This is a genomic window from Elusimicrobiota bacterium, assembly GCA_016180815.1.
Lineage (GTDB): Bacteria > Elusimicrobiota > Elusimicrobia > JACQPE01 > JACQPE01 > JACPAN01.
In genome coordinates, this window is record JACPAN010000019.1 from 14,100 (window position 1) to 29,621 (window position 15,522).

14 protein-coding genes are annotated in these 15,522 nt (G+C 56.0%); all 14 read left to right on the forward strand.

Annotated elements, in window-relative coordinates:
- Positions 1 to 179: 179 nt before the first annotated feature.
- The 14 genes from HYT79_10270 (at position 180) to hemC (ending at position 15,521) form a co-directional block, all read left to right on the forward strand.
- Entirely contained in the window at positions 180 to 842 is a 663-nt protein-coding gene (locus tag HYT79_10270; GenBank protein ID MBI2070968.1) for a YceI family protein, read from the forward strand.
- A gap of 1 nt (position 843) precedes the next feature.
- Positions 844 to 2,187, forward strand: a complete 1,344-nt coding sequence (locus HYT79_10275) for a TolC family protein (protein ID MBI2070969.1) — start codon at positions 844 to 846, stop codon at positions 2,185 to 2,187.
- Positions 2,184 to 5,309 (forward strand): efflux RND transporter permease subunit, encoded by a 3,126-nt coding sequence (locus tag HYT79_10280; protein ID MBI2070970.1) that lies wholly within the window; start codon positions 2,184 to 2,186, stop codon positions 5,307 to 5,309. Before HYT79_10275 ends, HYT79_10280 begins: the two co-directional genes overlap by 4 nt.
- Before the next feature lie 56 nt (positions 5,310 to 5,365).
- Complete coding sequence (locus tag HYT79_10285; GenBank protein ID MBI2070971.1) at positions 5,366 to 5,887, forward strand: sterol desaturase family protein; 522 nt, start codon at positions 5,366 to 5,368, stop codon at positions 5,885 to 5,887.
- A 5-nt stretch (positions 5,888 to 5,892) separates the two neighbouring features.
- The gene (locus HYT79_10290) at positions 5,893 to 6,816 is read left to right on the forward strand and encodes a hypothetical protein (protein ID MBI2070972.1); all 924 of its coding nucleotides are present in this window, start codon (positions 5,893 to 5,895) and stop codon (positions 6,814 to 6,816) included.
- 15 nt (positions 6,817 to 6,831) lie between these two features.
- Positions 6,832 to 7,614 (forward strand): ribosomal RNA small subunit methyltransferase A, encoded by a 783-nt coding sequence (gene rsmA, locus HYT79_10295; protein ID MBI2070973.1) that lies wholly within the window; start codon positions 6,832 to 6,834, stop codon positions 7,612 to 7,614.
- Positions 7,614 to 8,306: a YggS family pyridoxal phosphate-dependent enzyme gene (locus HYT79_10300; protein MBI2070974.1), complete on the forward strand. Its 693-nt coding sequence runs from the start codon at positions 7,614 to 7,616 to the stop codon at positions 8,304 to 8,306. Before rsmA ends, HYT79_10300 begins: the two co-directional genes overlap by 1 nt.
- Before the next feature lie 17 nt (positions 8,307 to 8,323).
- On the forward strand, positions 8,324 to 8,590 hold the full coding sequence (locus tag HYT79_10305) for a DUF167 domain-containing protein (GenBank protein MBI2070975.1): 267 nt from the start codon (positions 8,324 to 8,326) through the stop codon (positions 8,588 to 8,590).
- A 93-nt stretch (positions 8,591 to 8,683) separates the two neighbouring features.
- Positions 8,684 to 11,497, forward strand: coding sequence for an isoleucine--tRNA ligase (ileS, locus tag HYT79_10310; GenBank protein MBI2070976.1), 2,814 nt, complete (start codon positions 8,684 to 8,686; stop codon positions 11,495 to 11,497).
- Positions 11,498 to 11,537: 40 nt separating this feature from the next.
- Complete coding sequence (gene lspA, locus HYT79_10315; protein ID MBI2070977.1) at positions 11,538 to 11,954, forward strand: signal peptidase II; 417 nt, start codon at positions 11,538 to 11,540, stop codon at positions 11,952 to 11,954.
- A gap of 11 nt (positions 11,955 to 11,965) precedes the next feature.
- On the forward strand, positions 11,966 to 12,727 hold the full coding sequence (locus HYT79_10320) for a prolipoprotein diacylglyceryl transferase (protein ID MBI2070978.1): 762 nt from the start codon (positions 11,966 to 11,968) through the stop codon (positions 12,725 to 12,727).
- Between the two features lie 11 nt (positions 12,728 to 12,738).
- Positions 12,739 to 13,584 (forward strand): c-type cytochrome biogenesis protein CcsB, encoded by an 846-nt coding sequence (gene ccsB, locus HYT79_10325; protein MBI2070979.1) that lies wholly within the window; start codon positions 12,739 to 12,741, stop codon positions 13,582 to 13,584.
- 15 nt (positions 13,585 to 13,599) lie between these two features.
- Positions 13,600 to 14,649: a glutamyl-tRNA reductase gene (gene hemA, locus HYT79_10330; protein MBI2070980.1), complete on the forward strand. Its 1,050-nt coding sequence runs from the start codon at positions 13,600 to 13,602 to the stop codon at positions 14,647 to 14,649.
- Positions 14,583 to 15,521 (forward strand): hydroxymethylbilane synthase, encoded by a 939-nt coding sequence (gene hemC / locus HYT79_10335; GenBank protein MBI2070981.1) that lies wholly within the window; start codon positions 14,583 to 14,585, stop codon positions 15,519 to 15,521. Before hemA ends, hemC begins: the two co-directional genes overlap by 67 nt.
- The last annotated feature ends 1 nt before the right edge of the window (position 15,522 follow it).

Here is a 15,522-nt window from a genome sequence, read left to right on the forward strand (position 1 = left end):
CGCGGTTCAACTGAAAGGTCGCGCGGAAAATTCTATCTTTTATGTAAACTGGGCCACCACCAAAATTATTCGGAATCCCTCGTTTCAAAATTAGCGACACCTTTTTGCCTTTTTTGCGTCTAAACTACTGGAAGAATAAGGCGGTTTGCGGCTGTCGATTGTTGACAGGGAGGGGAACGATGAATCAAACAGGAAGGAAAGCGGGGTATTTATTGGGAACGTTGGCCCTGGGTTTTTTGCTTGCGAGGCCCGCAGGGGCGGCTCCGGCTAAAGGCAAGAAAACGGGCGCCGCAGGGCAGACCGTCAAGTTGGATTTGTCCTCGAGCGTGATTCGCTGGACCGGGCGCAAAGTGACCGGCGAGCATAACGGAACTATCCGGCTTAAAAGCGGCAAGGCGACGCTTGCCAAGGGCGCATTAGCCGGCGGGCAATTTGAGATCGATATGATGTCCATCGCAAACGAGGATATTCAAAATCCCTCTTCCAATGCCAAGCTCGTCAATCATTTGAAATCGTCGGACTTTTTCGACGTGGAAAATCACCCAACGGCGAGCTTTAAAATCAAAAAAGTCACGGCTCTGCCGTCGGCGCGCCCGGATGGATCGACCCACGAAATTTCGGGGGATCTTTCCATCAAGGGAATTGCCCATCCCATCGCTTTCCCCGCCGCCGTTGAAATCGCCAAGGGCAAGGTCCGGGCTTCGGGTTCGGTTTCCATCGATCGGACCAAGTGGGACGTGCGCTACGGGTCGGGCAAGTTTTTCGACAACCTGGGCGATAAGGCGATCGATGATCGCGTCGAAATCGAGATCAATTTAGCCGGCACGGTCCAGGGAAAATGAGTTGAGACGCCGCCGTCTTTTGTTGCTTTGGGCGCTGCTTGGCCCGTGGGGGGCATTAAACGCCCGGGCCCAGGGCGCTCCGGCGCCGGAGCGCCCTTCCGGAGCCTCCGCCGCATTGACCTTGATGGAGTGTTACCGCCTGGCCCTGGAGCAAAGCGAAAATCTCAAAGCGCAAGAACAACGAATCAGGCAAGCCGGCCGCCGCAAGCGTCAAGCCTTGGGGACATTGCTGCCTGATCTCAGTTTTAACGCCTCGGAGTTTTTTCAAGATTCGAAATCGAGAGCTGGCAGCGATGCCACCAGCAATTTGACCCGGCGGGAGCGCCCGGAAGCGAAAGTCACGCTTCGCCAGCCGTTGTTTTCCGGCTGGCGGGAATTCTCGGCCCTGTCCTCGTTTAAATCGGAGCGCGAGCGGGAGCGCTACCTGTTGGATCGCGCTTCAACGCTGTTGTTTTTGGACGTGGGTCGGACGTTTTATTTGATTTTGCAGCTGGAAAAGGATGAAGCCAATTTGAGCCGCTCGGCTGATTTGATACGCGAGCGAATTTTAGAGCTCAGGGAGCGCGAGCGCCTGGGCAAGTCCCGTCGCAGCGAAATTTTAAGCGCCCAGTCCCAATTAGACGCCATCGAAGCCCAACGGACCATCATCGGGGCGGACAAGGCCGAGGCCATCAATCTGCTTTTATTTTTGACGGGGCGTGATTCATTGGAAATTCGATTAAGCGACGATCTCCCTGCTGTGGAGATTGTGGAAACGCAAGATCATCTTGTCGCCCGTGCCCAGCGGCGTTCCGATTTGGAGGCCTTGCGCCAGGAAATCGAAATCAAGCGTCAAGCGGTCCGGGCGGCCCGCGCCGCCTATTATCCCAGCGCCGGATTGCTCGGTAATTACTACACGAAAAGAGTGGGCGCTCAGCAAAATATCGATTGGGATGTTTTGTTAAGCCTGGAGCTTCCTCTTTATCAAGGAGGCGCGGCCCGGGCGCGGGTCGCGGAAACCGAATCTCAGCTCGACGAAGCGCGATTGAATTACGACCGGCGCCTGCGCGAAATCCGCCTTGAAATTCGCGCCGCGCTTTTGCGCCTGCGCGCCTCGATCTCCCGAGCCCAAAGCCTGAAATCCGCGTTCGAGAAGGCGGATGAAAGCTACAGGCTTCAGGTCGAGGAGTACCGCAGGGGGTTGGTCAATAATTTGGAAGTGTTGCAGGCCTTGAACAACATGCAGGACAGGAAAAGGGATTATGACCGGGAGCTTCTTCAAACCAAGCTCGATTGGCTTCAAGTGAAAACCGTGACCGAGGAATGGCCCGGTCAAACTTCGTTGATGAGGCGGGGGTCGCCGTGAGGCTTTCGGATTTATCCATTAAGAATCCGGTTTTCGCTTGGATGCTCATGGCCGGGCTGATTGTCTTCGGCGCCATTGGCTTTTCGCGCATGGGCATCAGCCAGTTGCCGGACGTGGATTATCCGGTGGTCAGCGTGCGCGTCAATTGGGAGGGTGCGGCCCCCGAGGTCGTGGAAACCGAAGTCACGGACGTCATTGAAGACGCGGTCATGAGCGTCGAAGGAGTCAAAGAGGTTTCCTCGTCGTCGCGGCAGGGCCAGTCCAATGTCAGCATTGAGTTTCATCTCAGCCGGGACATCGACGTGGCGTTGCAGGAAGTGCAGACCAGGCTCGCCCAAGCGCAGCGCAATTTGCCGTCGGAGATCGATCCCCCGGTGATTTCCAAAAGCAACCCCGAGGATCAGCCGATTCTCTGGGTGGCCTTGACCGGCGAGCGTCCAGCCAAAGAGCTGATGGAGTACACCAAGGACCGTCTCAAAGACGCCTTGACCACGGTTCCGGGCGTGGGCGAGGTTTTTTTGGGCGGCTTTACCGAACCTAATCTGCGGGTTTGGCTGGATAAGGAGAAAATGCGCGCTTATGAGCTGACGGTCGACGACATCGTCAATACCGTGCGCACTCAGCACGCCGAGCTGCCGGCGGGGCGCATTGAGACGCCTGAGCGCCAACTGAACATTCGCGTCATGGGTGAGGCCGCGAGCGTGGAGGAATTCGAAAAAATCATCATCCCGGCGCGCCAGGGCTCACATTTATGGCGGACGTTCCGCATCGGGGACGTGGCTACGGTTGAAGACGGGTTGGACGATATCCAGCGCATTTCCCGCTATAAAAGCCGTCCGGCGGTGGGAATGGGCATCAGAAAACAACGCGGCTCCAATGCCGTGTCCGTGGCCCGCGCGGTCAAGGCCAAGGTTGAAGAGCTCAAAACATCCCTTCCCCATGGCATGGATTTAAACATCGTATTCGATACCACCCGTTTTATCGAAGAATCAACGCACGAGCTCAATCTTCATTTGATTTTGGCCGCTGTTTTGACGGGCGTAGTTTGTTGGTTTTTTTTGGGTTCCTTGTCTTCCACGATCAATGTTTTGCTCGCGATCCCGGTGTCCATTGTGGGCGCGTTTACGGTTCTTTATTTTCTGGGGTTTACGCTCAATACCTTCACGCTGTTGGGCCTAACCTTGGCCATCGGCATTGTGGTCGATGACGCTATTATGGTGCTGGAAAACATCGTGCGTTACCGCGAGCAGGGATTGTCCCGAGTCAAAGCCGCGCTGGTGGGCGCCCGGGAAATTACCTCCGCGGCGATCGCGGCCACCGTGGCCGTGCTGGCGATTTTCATTCCCGTGATTTTCATGCCGGGAATTGTCGGTAAATTCCTTTATCAATTCGGCGTGACCATGTCCGCGGCCGTTGCGTTGTCTTTGGTGGAAGCCTTAACCATTACCCCCATGCGATGCTCCCAGTTTTTAAATGTGGGCCGCAACACGGGAGTCAGCCGCGCGATGGACCGGTCCATGGGCGCTTTAAGCGGCTTGTATACCCGCTGTTTGGCCTGGGTTTTGCGGCATCGTTGGACGACGATCGCCGTTTCTTTGGTTGTTTTTTTAACGGTGATTCCGTTGGGGAAAATGGTCAAGAGAGAATTCATTCCGGCCCAGGATCAAAGCCGCTTTTTCGTCCGCGTACAAACGCCTACCGGCTCCTCGTTGGAATACACGGATCAGGTATTCCGCTTGGCGGAGAAGAAAATTTTGGAGCATCCGTCCGTTTCCCATTATTTTGCGGCCGTGGGCGGATTCGGCGGGGGGGAAACGGACACCGGCAATCTCAATATCACGTTGAAAAATCCCAAGGACAGGCCGTATGATCCCGAACTCAAACGCCGCCCCAAACAAGCGGATGTCATGGCCTGGATGCGCAGGGAATTGAGCAAAATCGCCGGCGTCAAAAGGGCCGTGATCCAGGACCTTTCCCAACAGGGGTTTTCCGCCCGGCGCGGTTTTCCCGTGGAGATCAGTTTATTGGGTCGCGATTGGAATACGTTGTCGAATCTGAGCGAGGAATTTCAGGCGCGGATGAAAAATTCGGATTTGATGACCGACGTGGATACGGACTATCGCCTGGGTCAGCCTGAACTGCGCGTCATTCCCGATCGCAAGAAGGCGGCTGAGCGCGGCGTGGGCATCGACGCCATCGGCAACGCGATCAACGCCATGATCGGCGGCGTCCGCATCGGCAAATACACGCGCGGCGGACGCCGCTACGATATCCGCATGCGTCTGGTTGACAAAGACCGCTCCAGGCCCGACGATATCCGGGGCATTTGGGTGCGCAACAATCGCGGCGAGGTTATTCCTTTGGCCGAGGTCGTGGAATTGAAAGAGCGGGCCAGCCTGGTTTCCATCACGCGCAAGGACCGGCAGCGGGCCATCCGTGTTTTCGCGAACGTGGCGCCGGGCAAGTCCCAAGGAGAAGCGTTGGCGTTTATGGAACAACTGGCCAACGAGCTGCTGCCTGACGGTTATCAAATGGTTTTTTCCGGCAGCGCCGCGACCTATGGAGAATCCTACCAGGGATTGTTGTTCGTGTTCATCCTGGGTATTTTCGTCGCTTATATGGTGCTGGCCTCTCAATACAACAGCTTCATTCATCCGTTCACGGTTTTGTTGGCGTTGCCCTTCAGCGTGACCGGAGCCTTGATCGTTTTATGGGCGCTGGGCAATACGCTTAATCTTTACAGCGCCATCGGTTTGGTGCTGTTGATGGGCATCGTCAAGAAAAATTCGATTCTGTTGGTGGATTTCACCAATGAGCGCCGCCGCTCGGGTAAAGACGTTCAGGAGGCGTTGATGGAAGCCTGTCCGATCCGCCTTCGCCCGATTATTATGACGTCGGTGGCCACCATGACCGCGGCTTTGCCCACGGCTTTGGCGATGGGCGCGGGTGCGGAAACCCGCGCGCCCATGGCGCAAGTGGTGATCGGCGGGGTTTTATTGTCCACCCTATTGACGCTTTTTGTGGTGCCGGCCGCTTACAGCCTGCTGGCGCGCCTGGAATCCTCGCGCCATGACCGTGAACTCGAGCAAGCGCTCGGGGAACTCAAAAACGCCGGCCAGTGAGTGGCGCAAGCCGGAATCTTCTACTAAAATAGTTCCAGTTAAAATGGAGGTGACTCATGGGCATTGTCATGCTGTTTTTATCGGGGCTGGCTTTTATCGAAATCGTCGGCTACATCTATCATCGCTGGATCGAACACGGCGAAATCATGAAATTCATCAAGCGCAACGCGGTCCTGGATAAAATCCTTCATCTTCATTGGACGCATCATGCCAAGAATTATCCGCCTGAGAATCTCCGGCCGGACAATCCTTACGTCACCGACGATAATTTAAGCTGGTATTTGCCGGGCGCGGTCATCACCGTCGCGGTTTTTCTGACCGCCCCCTTGGTTTACGCTTTGCCCTTTGCTTCGGGCGCTTGGACGTACGGGTTGTTGATCGATCGGCTGCACGCGCGGTTTCATTTGAAAAATCATTTTCTCGCCGACAAACGTTTTTTCCTTTACTTGCAGAAAATCCATGATATTCATCACATGGATCAGACCAAGAATTTCACCATCGTGGTCCCGGCGCTGGACATTCTCTTCGATACCTATTTGGACGAATACCCGGCTCCTTATGCCGCGGCGCGGGCCTGACCGCGATGAAAAAATTTTTATTGCTGACATCGGCGGCCTGGGGCGCTTGGGTTTTGGTCGGGCACAGCCAGGGGAACGTCGAACAGACGCGCAGCGAGTTAATCGTGATTGCGCGCGATATCAGAAACGCGTCGTTCGGGTTTCGTGGAACGCCGGAAGAAATCACCGCTAAAGCCGTGGCCATGGCGGATCAATTGAAAACCGAGCCGGGGCGTTCAGTCACCGCGCGGCTGGCTCTGGAGTTGATTCGTTTGACTTTTGAGGATTTACCCCGCCGTTCTTACGGCCGCAGCCATGCCCGGCAAGTGATTCGCATCATCGCCCGGCAGGTCATTTTCAGCATCGAGGGAGCTTCCAGCGACGACGACATGATCAATAAGCTGCGCCGCGATCTGGCGCTGCCCCAGGACGCTGAGATGGAGGCTCTCTTTCCCGTGGATGTGCCGCTCGAGGAATTTCAAAAGCTCGGGCCGGTGCGCATTTTTTTGATGAAGCACCGCCAGCGCCGCCCGCCCGATTACACGGAGGTGACGGGCGAGGATTTGGCGGCCGGGCGCTACAACGTGCAAAAAGGCGTTATTTTGCGCGGACGCGTCACGAACAGCCATTTTTTTGCCGGCGACGGCGATCATGTTTTCAATATCGGGATTATTCATAACGAAATTACGCCCATTTGGCGAGCCACTCATCGCGGCCCCAGAATTCCGCGCAACGGGGACTTGGTGGAAATCCGAGGCTGGTCCTATTACGACAGCTTCCATGACGAGGAAGGGCCGGATGAACAGGCCATCTGGGAAGTGCCGGATGAAAATTCACCCACGGGCAAACGTTGGACCCGGCCCAATGTTTGGGAAGTTCACCCGGTCACGGACGTGCGCGTGATCGAGCGGGCCCGGTCCCGGCGTTCCAAAAAAGCGGTTCAACCCTGAGGTGCCGTTTCCTTCGTGAAGAGAAAATGGGGCCAGCATTTTTTGGCCTCGCAGGAGACCGTTCGGCGCATCGTTGAGGCCGCCGGCATCAGCCCGGAAGATTCGGTTGTTGAAATCGGCCCGGGCCACGGGGAACTAACCCGCCATTACATCGAGCGCGTTCGGCGCGCGGTTTTATTTGAAATCGATCCGCGCTTGGCGGCTTTGCTGGTTGAACGCTGGGGCAAGGACCAGGGCCGCGTGTCCGTGCGCCAAGAAGATATACGGGATGCCGACTTTGCGGGGCTGGGTTTTGACCGGCCGCCGGTTGTGCTGGGGAATCTTCCTTATTACGTCTCAAAACCCGTTGTGTCGCGCTTGATTCAATGGGGGGGTTTTAACCGCGCCATCCTCATGCTTCAGTGGGAGGTCGTGCAACGGCTCTTGTCCGGGCCCGGGGAATCGGCGTACAGCTTGATGAGCGTGTTATTCCAATTGAAGGCTCGCGCGGAATTGATCGTGAAAGTCGAGCCGAGCGCTTTTCGTCCGCCGCCGAAAGTTTGTTCCGCGGTCATCCGCATGGTTCCCGTTGATTCCGGGATGGAGGCGACGCCGCGTTTTGAGCGTTTGTTGAGAGCCGCCTTCCATTCCCGGCGACAGAAATTAATCAATTCCCTAGGCCATCAGCTCGATCTGAGCAAATCCGAGCTGATGGAGCGTCTCATGGCCTTGGGGATTTCTCCCGAAGCCCGTCCCCAGGAGGTAACGCCGTCGGATTATTGGCGGTTTTTCGGGGCTTTGCCGCGCGATGTGATATAATGAATGTTGGAAATCAGATCTTTGATAATATAGAGGCTATCCGACGGCGCGTAGGCGCGGCTTGCCGCAGGGCCGGCCGCGAGCCCGGCGAGGTTGTTATGATGGCGGTTTCGAAGGGGCAGCCCTTGGAAGCCATCATCGAAGCCGCCCGTCACGGGATCGTTGATTTCGGCGAAAATCGCATCCAGGAAGCCCTCTTAAAAATGCCGCAGGCTCAGGCGGGTCTGAATTGGCATTTTATCGGGCCTTTGCAAAGCAATAAGGCGTTAAAAGCGCTTCAGCTTGGTTTTGCGACCATTCAGTCGGTGGACAGCGAGGAGTTGGCCGGGCGCTTAAGCCGTTTGGCCCAGGAGCAAGGCCGTCGGCAGGCGATTTTACTGGAAGTCAATATCGCCGATGAGCCTAAAAAACATGGCTTTTTGCCGCAGGCCGCGATTGGTGCGGGCCTTCGAATCGCCGGTTTACCGGGCCTCGACATTCGGGGTTTGATGTGCATGGGACCTCGCAGCGCGGAGCCGCAAGCCATGCGCCCGTTTTTCGCCGCCATGAGGCGGTTGTGGGAACAGTGGCAAGGCGCCGTTGGGCGCAAACAGATTTTGTCGATGGGAATGAGTGGGGATTTTGAGGCGGCAATTGAGGAAGGTTCGACCATGATCAGAATTGGTCGGGCTATTTTTCAAGCCGCCCCGTAAGGCAGGAGGAGTGCTGGATGATCATCAAAGTTCGAGTCATACCGAACGCCGACGATAATGAAGTGATCAGCCGAATTGGGAGCGTTCTACGCGTGCGCCTGGCATCAGGCGCCAAGGACGACGAGCGTTTGAATTCAAGCCTCAGGCGCTATTTGGCTGAGTACTTCGACGTGCGTCCGGCGGCCGTCAGCATTCTGCGCGGCGCTAAAGGCAAAGAGAAAACCGTCGAGATTTCCGGACGCAGCGAAGAAGATTTGCGCTACGTCATGGAATCCATCCCCTAAATTTTTTTAGGGCCGCGTTTTCAACGTTTCAGCGATCCCGGCGTTTGCGCAATAAACTGCATTCGTTGTCCATTTTAATTTCTAACCGGATTCATGAGCTCTAAGAAGTATCCCGTCAATCTTCCGCAAACATCCTTTTCCATGAAAGCCGACCTGGCTCAGAAGGAGCCTGTTTGGCTGGAATCCTGGGCCAAAGCGGATCTCTATCGCAAGGCGTTGGCCGCGCGTGCCGGATCGGCCAAATACATTCTTCACGACGGGCCTCCCTATGCCAACGGGCCCATTCACATGGGCCATGCCTTGAATAAAACCCTCAAAGACATCATCGTCCGCTATAAAACGCTCGCCGGTTTTCAGGCCCCTTATGTTCCCGGCTGGGATTGCCATGGGTTGCCCATTGAGCAGGCGCTGTTGAAGGAATTAAAAATTTCCAAAAAAGAGGCCGCGGCTGATCCCGTGGCTTTCAGGAAAAAATGCCGTGAGTTTGTTCTGCGCATGGTGGAAGTTCAGAAAAAAGATTTCGTTCGTCTGGGAATTTTAGGCGATTGGGACAATCCCTATATCACCATGGAACCGCCCTATGCTTCCAAAATCGTCGAGGCGTTTATCCGGCTTTATCAGCAGGGCTATATTTACAAAGGCTTAAAGCCGGTGTATTGGTGTTTGCATTGCGAGACGGCCCTGGCCCAGGCTGAAATCGAATACAAGGAAAAAACATCGCCCAGCATTTACGTGGCTTTTCCCATTGAGGGAAAGCCCGATTATTCGGTTTTAATCTGGACGACGACGCCGTGGACATTACCCGCCAACCGCGCGGCGGTCGTCCACCCCAAGGCCGTCTACGCGGTTATTGAACTCGACGACGGCCGCCGCGTCATCGTGGCCGAACGCTTGAAAGACCGTTTGGCTCAACTGTTGGGCGGCCGGTTCTCCGGTGAAACATTCACGGCCGCGCAGATGTCCGGCTGGACGTTGGCAAGCCCCCTGGCCAAGCGATCCGTGCCTGTGATCGCGGATGAGGAGGTGTCCCTGGAGGAGGGAACAGGCATTGTGCACAGCGCGCCCGGCCATGGCGATATTGATTTTCTTTGGGGCCAGCGCTTCAAACTTGAAGTGGCCAGTCCGGTCAATGAGACCGGCGCGTTTACGCCGGAGGCCGGATGGGCCGAGTTGACCGGGCGGCGCGTCAGCGAGGAGGAGACGACCCGCCTCCTGCTGAGCCTTCTCGGTCAGCGGCTGCTGTCGTCATCGACGACGACGCATTCCTACCCTCATTGCTGGCGTTGCAAGAATCCGGTGATTTTCAGGGCCACTGAGCAATGGTTTTTAAGCATCGAGCATAATGATTTGCGCCGGAAAATTTTGGCGGCCATCGAGGAAACGGCGTGGCTGCCCCCGGGCTCCAAAGAACGCATCCGTTCCATGGTTGGATTGCGCCCGGACTGGTGTTTGTCCCGGCAGCGGATTTGGGGCGCGCCCATCCCGATTCTTTACTGTAAGTCCTGCAATCGTATCAACGATGAAAAAAAGCTTTTCGAAGTCTTGGTCGCCAAAATCGCGGCCGAGGGTGAAGATTTTTGGTTCGATCCGGCCGGCGTTTTCCTCAACGATTTGGGCGAGCGTTTCCCCTGCGCCTGCGGGAGCCGCCAGTTTGTGCGCGACGCCAATATCCTCGACGTTTGGATGGATTCCGGCGTCTCTTGGTTTGCGGTGGCTCAGGCGCAAGAGGCGCTGGCTTACCCTGCGGACATATATCTGGAAGGCTCCGATCAGCACCGGGGCTGGTTTCAAACATCGATCATCACGGCCGCGGCCTTGACCGGGCGCGCGCCGTATCGCGCGGTGTACACCAACGGCTGGGTGTTGGATGAGCAGGGCCGGGCCATGCATAAATCCTTGGGCAATGTGGTCAGCCCTCAGGACATCGTGCAAAAATGGGGGGCGGATGTGTTGAGGCTTTGGGCCGCTTCGACCGCTTCTATCGAGGACGTGCGCATTTCCCCGCGTTTGATGGAGCTTTATGCGGATCATTACCGAAAGTTAAGGAACACCCTGCGTTTTATTTTGGGTAATTGTCACGGCTTTGACCCGCATCGCCACGGCGTGCCCACCTGGGATCATTTGGAACGGTTCGAGCGTTGGGCCTTGTCTGATTTAAACGGCGTGATCAAGGAATGCCGCGAAGGCTATGAAACCCAGGATTTTCCCCGCGTGCTGCGCGCTTTGCTCAAATTTTCGATTCACGATTTATCCAATTTCTATTTCGACATTTCCAAGGACCGCCTTTATACGTTTAAGCCGGATGACCCGGATCGGCGGGCCACGCAAAGCGTTTTGTTCGTGATCGGCCATTATTTGATTGCGATGCTGGCCCCGATTTGCCCGTTCACGGCCGAAGAAGCCTATGCCGAACTGCTGGCCCTATGCTCCCAAAGGGAGCCGGCCATGCTGGCCAATGTCAAATTGCCGTTTCCGGAGGCGGCTCATTTATTGAAATTTCCCATAGCGTGCGCTGATTGGGATGACGATGATTTGAAACAACAGACCCCCATCATCCTCGCCATTCGCGAAACCGTGCATAAAAAACTCGATGAGATGAGGAAAGACGGCATTTTGGGCTCCTCGCTTCAGGCCAAAGTCGCGGTTGAGGTTTCCCGCAAGAATTACGGCGTTCTGCGCCTCTGGCAGAGTTTTTTGTCCACCGTGCTCATGGTTTCGGATGTCGATCTTAAGGAAGGCCCCGTTGACGACGACAAAAGCGCGGTGACCGTGTCCAAAACCGAAGGAGCGAAATGCGAACGCTGCTGGATTTACCACCCCTCCGTGGGTTCGGATCCCCGCGACCCCAATTTGTGCCCGAAATGCGTCAGCGTGCTCTACGCCAAAGAAGCCGTAGGTGAGAAGTAAGCGCCCTCGATTCCCGACGGAGGTCCGGTTCGCATTTTTTTTGGTGCTGGCGGATCAAGCCAGCAAAGCCTGGGTGCAGTCGAAATTTTCGCTTTTTGACTCCGTCGCCCTGCTGCCTTTTTTATCATTGACGTATGTTCACAATACCGGAGTTTCATTCGGGATGATGCGGTCCTTGCCCGGCTGGTTTTTGCTGGCGGTCAATGCGCTGTTGACCGCGGCGATTTATATTTTTTGGCGCCGGCGCATGGCGGCCGGCCCAGGCCGCTGGGAATCCCGGGGCCTGTTGCTTATTTTTTCCGGCGCCGTGGGCAACATTTTGGACCGGGCGCGCTTGGGTTATGTCGTTGATTTCATCGACCTGCATTTCTGGCCGATCTTTAACCTGGCGGACTCCATGATCACGACCGGCGTTTGTTGCTATTTGGTCGGCTCGTTGATTAGGCAGCGTAAATAAATTAATGACCCGTGTTTCCTGAGCTGGTCTCCTTCGGCCCCCTGTCCTTGAAAACCTACGGACTGTTCGTCGGGATCGGGTTTTTGGCCGGCTATGAAATTCTCCGCAGGGCCTTAAGCGAAGCCGGACAAAAGCCCGTTCACGCGGAGCGTTTGCTTTGGATTTGCCTTGTGTTCGGTGTTTTGGGTTCGCGCATCCTTTATTTTTTGACGAACCCTTCGGATTGGCGGGACTTTTGGCGTTTATGGGAAGGCGGGCTTTCGTTCACGGGCGGGCTGATCATGGCGGGGATCGGCGTTTTTGTTTATGTGTTTCGGCGGAAGCTGCCCGTTTTTTCAGTGACCGACGCCTTTGCCCAAGCCATGCCCGCGTCCCATGCTTTAGGCCGCATCGGCTGCCTGATGGCCGGCTGCTGCTGGGGCTACCCCACGGATTTTTTTCTTGGCGCCACCTTCACCAACCCGGCTTGTTCGCTTCCGGCCGAACTGCTGGGCGTCAGGCTCCACCCGACCCAGCTGTATGAGGCCGCCGGGCTCGGGCTGATTTTTGTTGCTTGCCGGGCGATGAGAAAAAAAATTCCGGGCAAGCTTCTCGGTTTTTATTTTTTACTTTACGGAGTTCTGCGTTTCGGGCTGGAATTTTTGCGCGCGGATGCGGCGCTGGAACCCACGGTCTTAGGCTTGACCTTCGCTCAGTCCCTGGTCGTTTTTGTGCTGTGGCCGGCGGGGCTTTTATGGCTTAAATTCGCGGCTGTCCGACGGCGGATGATATAATGGGATTTCCCATGGAGCTGCTTCTTTTCAAAGGGTCCCTTCTCTTCAATTCACTGGCTGCGGCGTTTAGCCTTCTTTACATGTGGAAAAACGCCCGTTTTTTGGAAAAGGGCTGGAAAATTCTTTTAGCCGCTGGCTGCGCCGCGCATGTGTTGAGTTTTTTTGCGCGCATCGCGAATTTTTGGGGTTTATACCAAGAGAACCGTTATTTTTTGCCCATCAATACGTTTTTTGGAGCCTTGTCTTATTTGGCCTTGGTCACCAACGGAACATGCTTGGCCTTGGCCTGGAAATATCGCATCAGCGTCTTAGGGGCTTTTGTCCTGCCCCTGGGGCTTTTGGCTCAATCCAGCGTCTGGATTTGGACCGATCCGGCTTTATCCGGTTTAGTGCCCGCGCTTCAGAGTTATTGGATTAATATTCATCCGTTGATTTTGATGGCTTGTTACGGGATTTTCGCCAATGCCTTCGGTCTTTCTGCGGCTTATTTGGTTCAGGAGTGGCAAATCCGCTCCCGCCGCCCCAGGGAGTTCGCCTGGCAAATTCCTTCGCTCGAGGTTCTGGATCGTTTAAGCTACAAGATCATTTTTCTAGCCCTGCCCGCGTTGACCATCGGCATTGTGATGGGCGGCATTTGGGCCTGGAACGCTTGGGGAAGATTTTGGGGCTGGGACGCCAAGGAAACATGGGCGCTGATTACTTGGATGATTTACATCATTTATCTGCATTTGCGTTTGGCGCGCGGCTGGCAGGGGCGTCAGGCGGTTTACATCAACCTGTTGGGTTTTGCGAGCGTGCTGTTTACGTTTTTCGGCGTGAATTATTTATCCAAACTTCACGGTTATCTTTCCGGTTGATTAATGGAGACGAGGTTGTTGCGGTTTTTTACCGTCGGCGCCAGCCATAAAAGCGTTCCGGTCGCCGGTCTTGAAGAATTATCCCGGCGTTGGGGCGCCGAGGCGGACGGCGCTTTAAATAAATTTCGCGAACACCTCGGTCAAGCCGCGTCCGAGCTTTGCGTGCTGGCAACCTGCAATCGTTATGAGGTTTACGGCGCGGGATCCGAAGAAATTCAAGAATCGCTGAAGCGGCGCCTTAACGAATCATTGGGCTCTTCCGCCGCGTGTTACTCGTTTCATAACGGCGAGGCCGTCCGCCATGTTTTCCGGGTGGCGGCGGGGCTGGACTCCATGGTTTTAGGCGAAACCGAGATTTTGGGCCAGGTCAAAACAGCCTATGAAACCGCGCGCCAAGGGGGGTTCACCGGGCAGGTGCTCAACACCATTTTTCAAAAGGCCCTGGCCGTCGGCAAACGCGCGCGCTCTGAAACCCGGCTTTCCCAGGGCCGTTTGTCCGTGGCTTCGGTCGCGCTGGAGCTGGCGGGAAAAATTTTTGCCGATATCAAAAATTGCACCGTGGCCGTGGTCGGTTCCGGAGCCATGGGCACGGAAACCGCCAGGAATCTGGTCTGGGCCAGGCCCAAAAACACTCTATTCTTAAGCCGCAGTTTGGAGCGCGCCCAGGCCTTGGCCCGGGAGTTCGGCGGCCAGGCGGCGACGCTTGATGAGTTGCCGCGCGCCCTGCGCATCGCGGATATCATGGTGACCCAGCTTTCCGTGGAAACGCCTGCGATCACCCGGGCTCTGGTCGGGCAAGCCCTGCTCGAGCGCACGAGGGATCTTTTTATCTTGGATATCGGTTTTCCCAGGAACGTGGAGGACGCGGTCGGCCGCTTGGCCCGGACTTATCTTTATAATATCGATGACTTGAAAGGCATTGCCCAGGCGAACGCCCGCAACCGCCAGGAAGAAGCCGAAAAAGCCGCCGTCATTATCGACAAGGAGCTTGAAGAATTTTGGCCTCAAACATCAACCCGGCTCAACGCATTAAAGTGGGAACGCGCGGTTCCCGCCTTGCACTGACGCAAACCCGGCTCTATTGCGAGCGCTTAAGCGATCAAAATCCGTCGCTTGAGTTCGAGATTGTTGAAATCCAGACTTCCGGCGATCGTTTTCAAGAGCGTCCGACTGAAGACGTGCTGCGCATGGCCGGCAAAGGTATTTTCGTCAAAGAAATCGAGGAGGCGTTGTTGCGCGGGGACGTTGATTTTGCGGTGCACTCGTTAAAGGATATGCCCGGAGATCTCCCCGATGGGCTGCTGCTGTGCGGTTACCAGCCCCGCGGCGATCCGAGAGACGCCCTGGTCACGTTCGGACGCAAGGACATCGCGGATTTGCCCAACGGCGCCCGGGTGGGTTCTTCTTCCTTGCGCCGCCGGTTCCAGTTGATCGGCCTGATGAAGGCGCTGGGTAAAACGGTTGAGGTTCTGCCTGTGCGCGGCAATCTCGATACCAGGGTGACAAAGGCGTTAAAGGGAGAATTGGACGCGGTGATCGTCAGCGCCGCGGGATTGAGGCGTTTAGGTTTGATTGAACATGCGGTCAAACTTTTTGATCCCAGCCTTGAAATGATCCCTCCCTGCGGCCAAGGGATTTTAACGGCTGAAATCAGCGCGGCCCGGGCGGATTTGTTCGAGATTCTATCCACCGTTGAAGATCATCCGACCCGGCTCTCCGGCGAGCTTGAGCGCCGGGTGTTAAAAGCCATGGGCGGGGGTTGTCTGGACGCGCTGGGGATTTACGCGCGGCCGCGCGCCGAAGAGCCCGGCGCCATGGAACTTCACCTTTATCGTCATAGCGGGCAACCGGGCGAAGAGGATCTATTGCGCACCAGCCTGGTCGTTCGCGCCCAGGATACCGAGAGTCTTTTCGAGAAACTGACGCCCCGGCAATAGG

Excerpts from the sequence above, each read along its gene's own strand:
- ccsB (MBI2070979.1), top strand. The coding sequence starts at position 12,739 with ATGGAGCTGCTTCTTTTCAAAGGGTCCCTTCTCTTCAATTCACTGGCT.
- HYT79_10270 (MBI2070968.1), top strand. The coding sequence starts at position 180 with ATGAATCAAACAGGAAGGAAAGCGGGGTATTTATTGGGAACGTTGGCC.
- HYT79_10300 (MBI2070974.1), top strand. The coding sequence starts at position 7,614 with ATGAATGTTGGAAATCAGATCTTTGATAATATAGAGGCTATCCGACGG.
- HYT79_10285 (MBI2070971.1), top strand. The coding sequence starts at position 5,366 with ATGGGCATTGTCATGCTGTTTTTATCGGGGCTGGCTTTTATCGAAATC.
- ileS (MBI2070976.1), top strand. The coding sequence starts at position 8,684 with ATGAGCTCTAAGAAGTATCCCGTCAATCTTCCGCAAACATCCTTTTCC.
- HYT79_10290 (MBI2070972.1), top strand. The coding sequence starts at position 5,893 with ATGAAAAAATTTTTATTGCTGACATCGGCGGCCTGGGGCGCTTGGGTT.
- HYT79_10305 (MBI2070975.1), top strand. The coding sequence starts at position 8,324 with ATGATCATCAAAGTTCGAGTCATACCGAACGCCGACGATAATGAAGTG.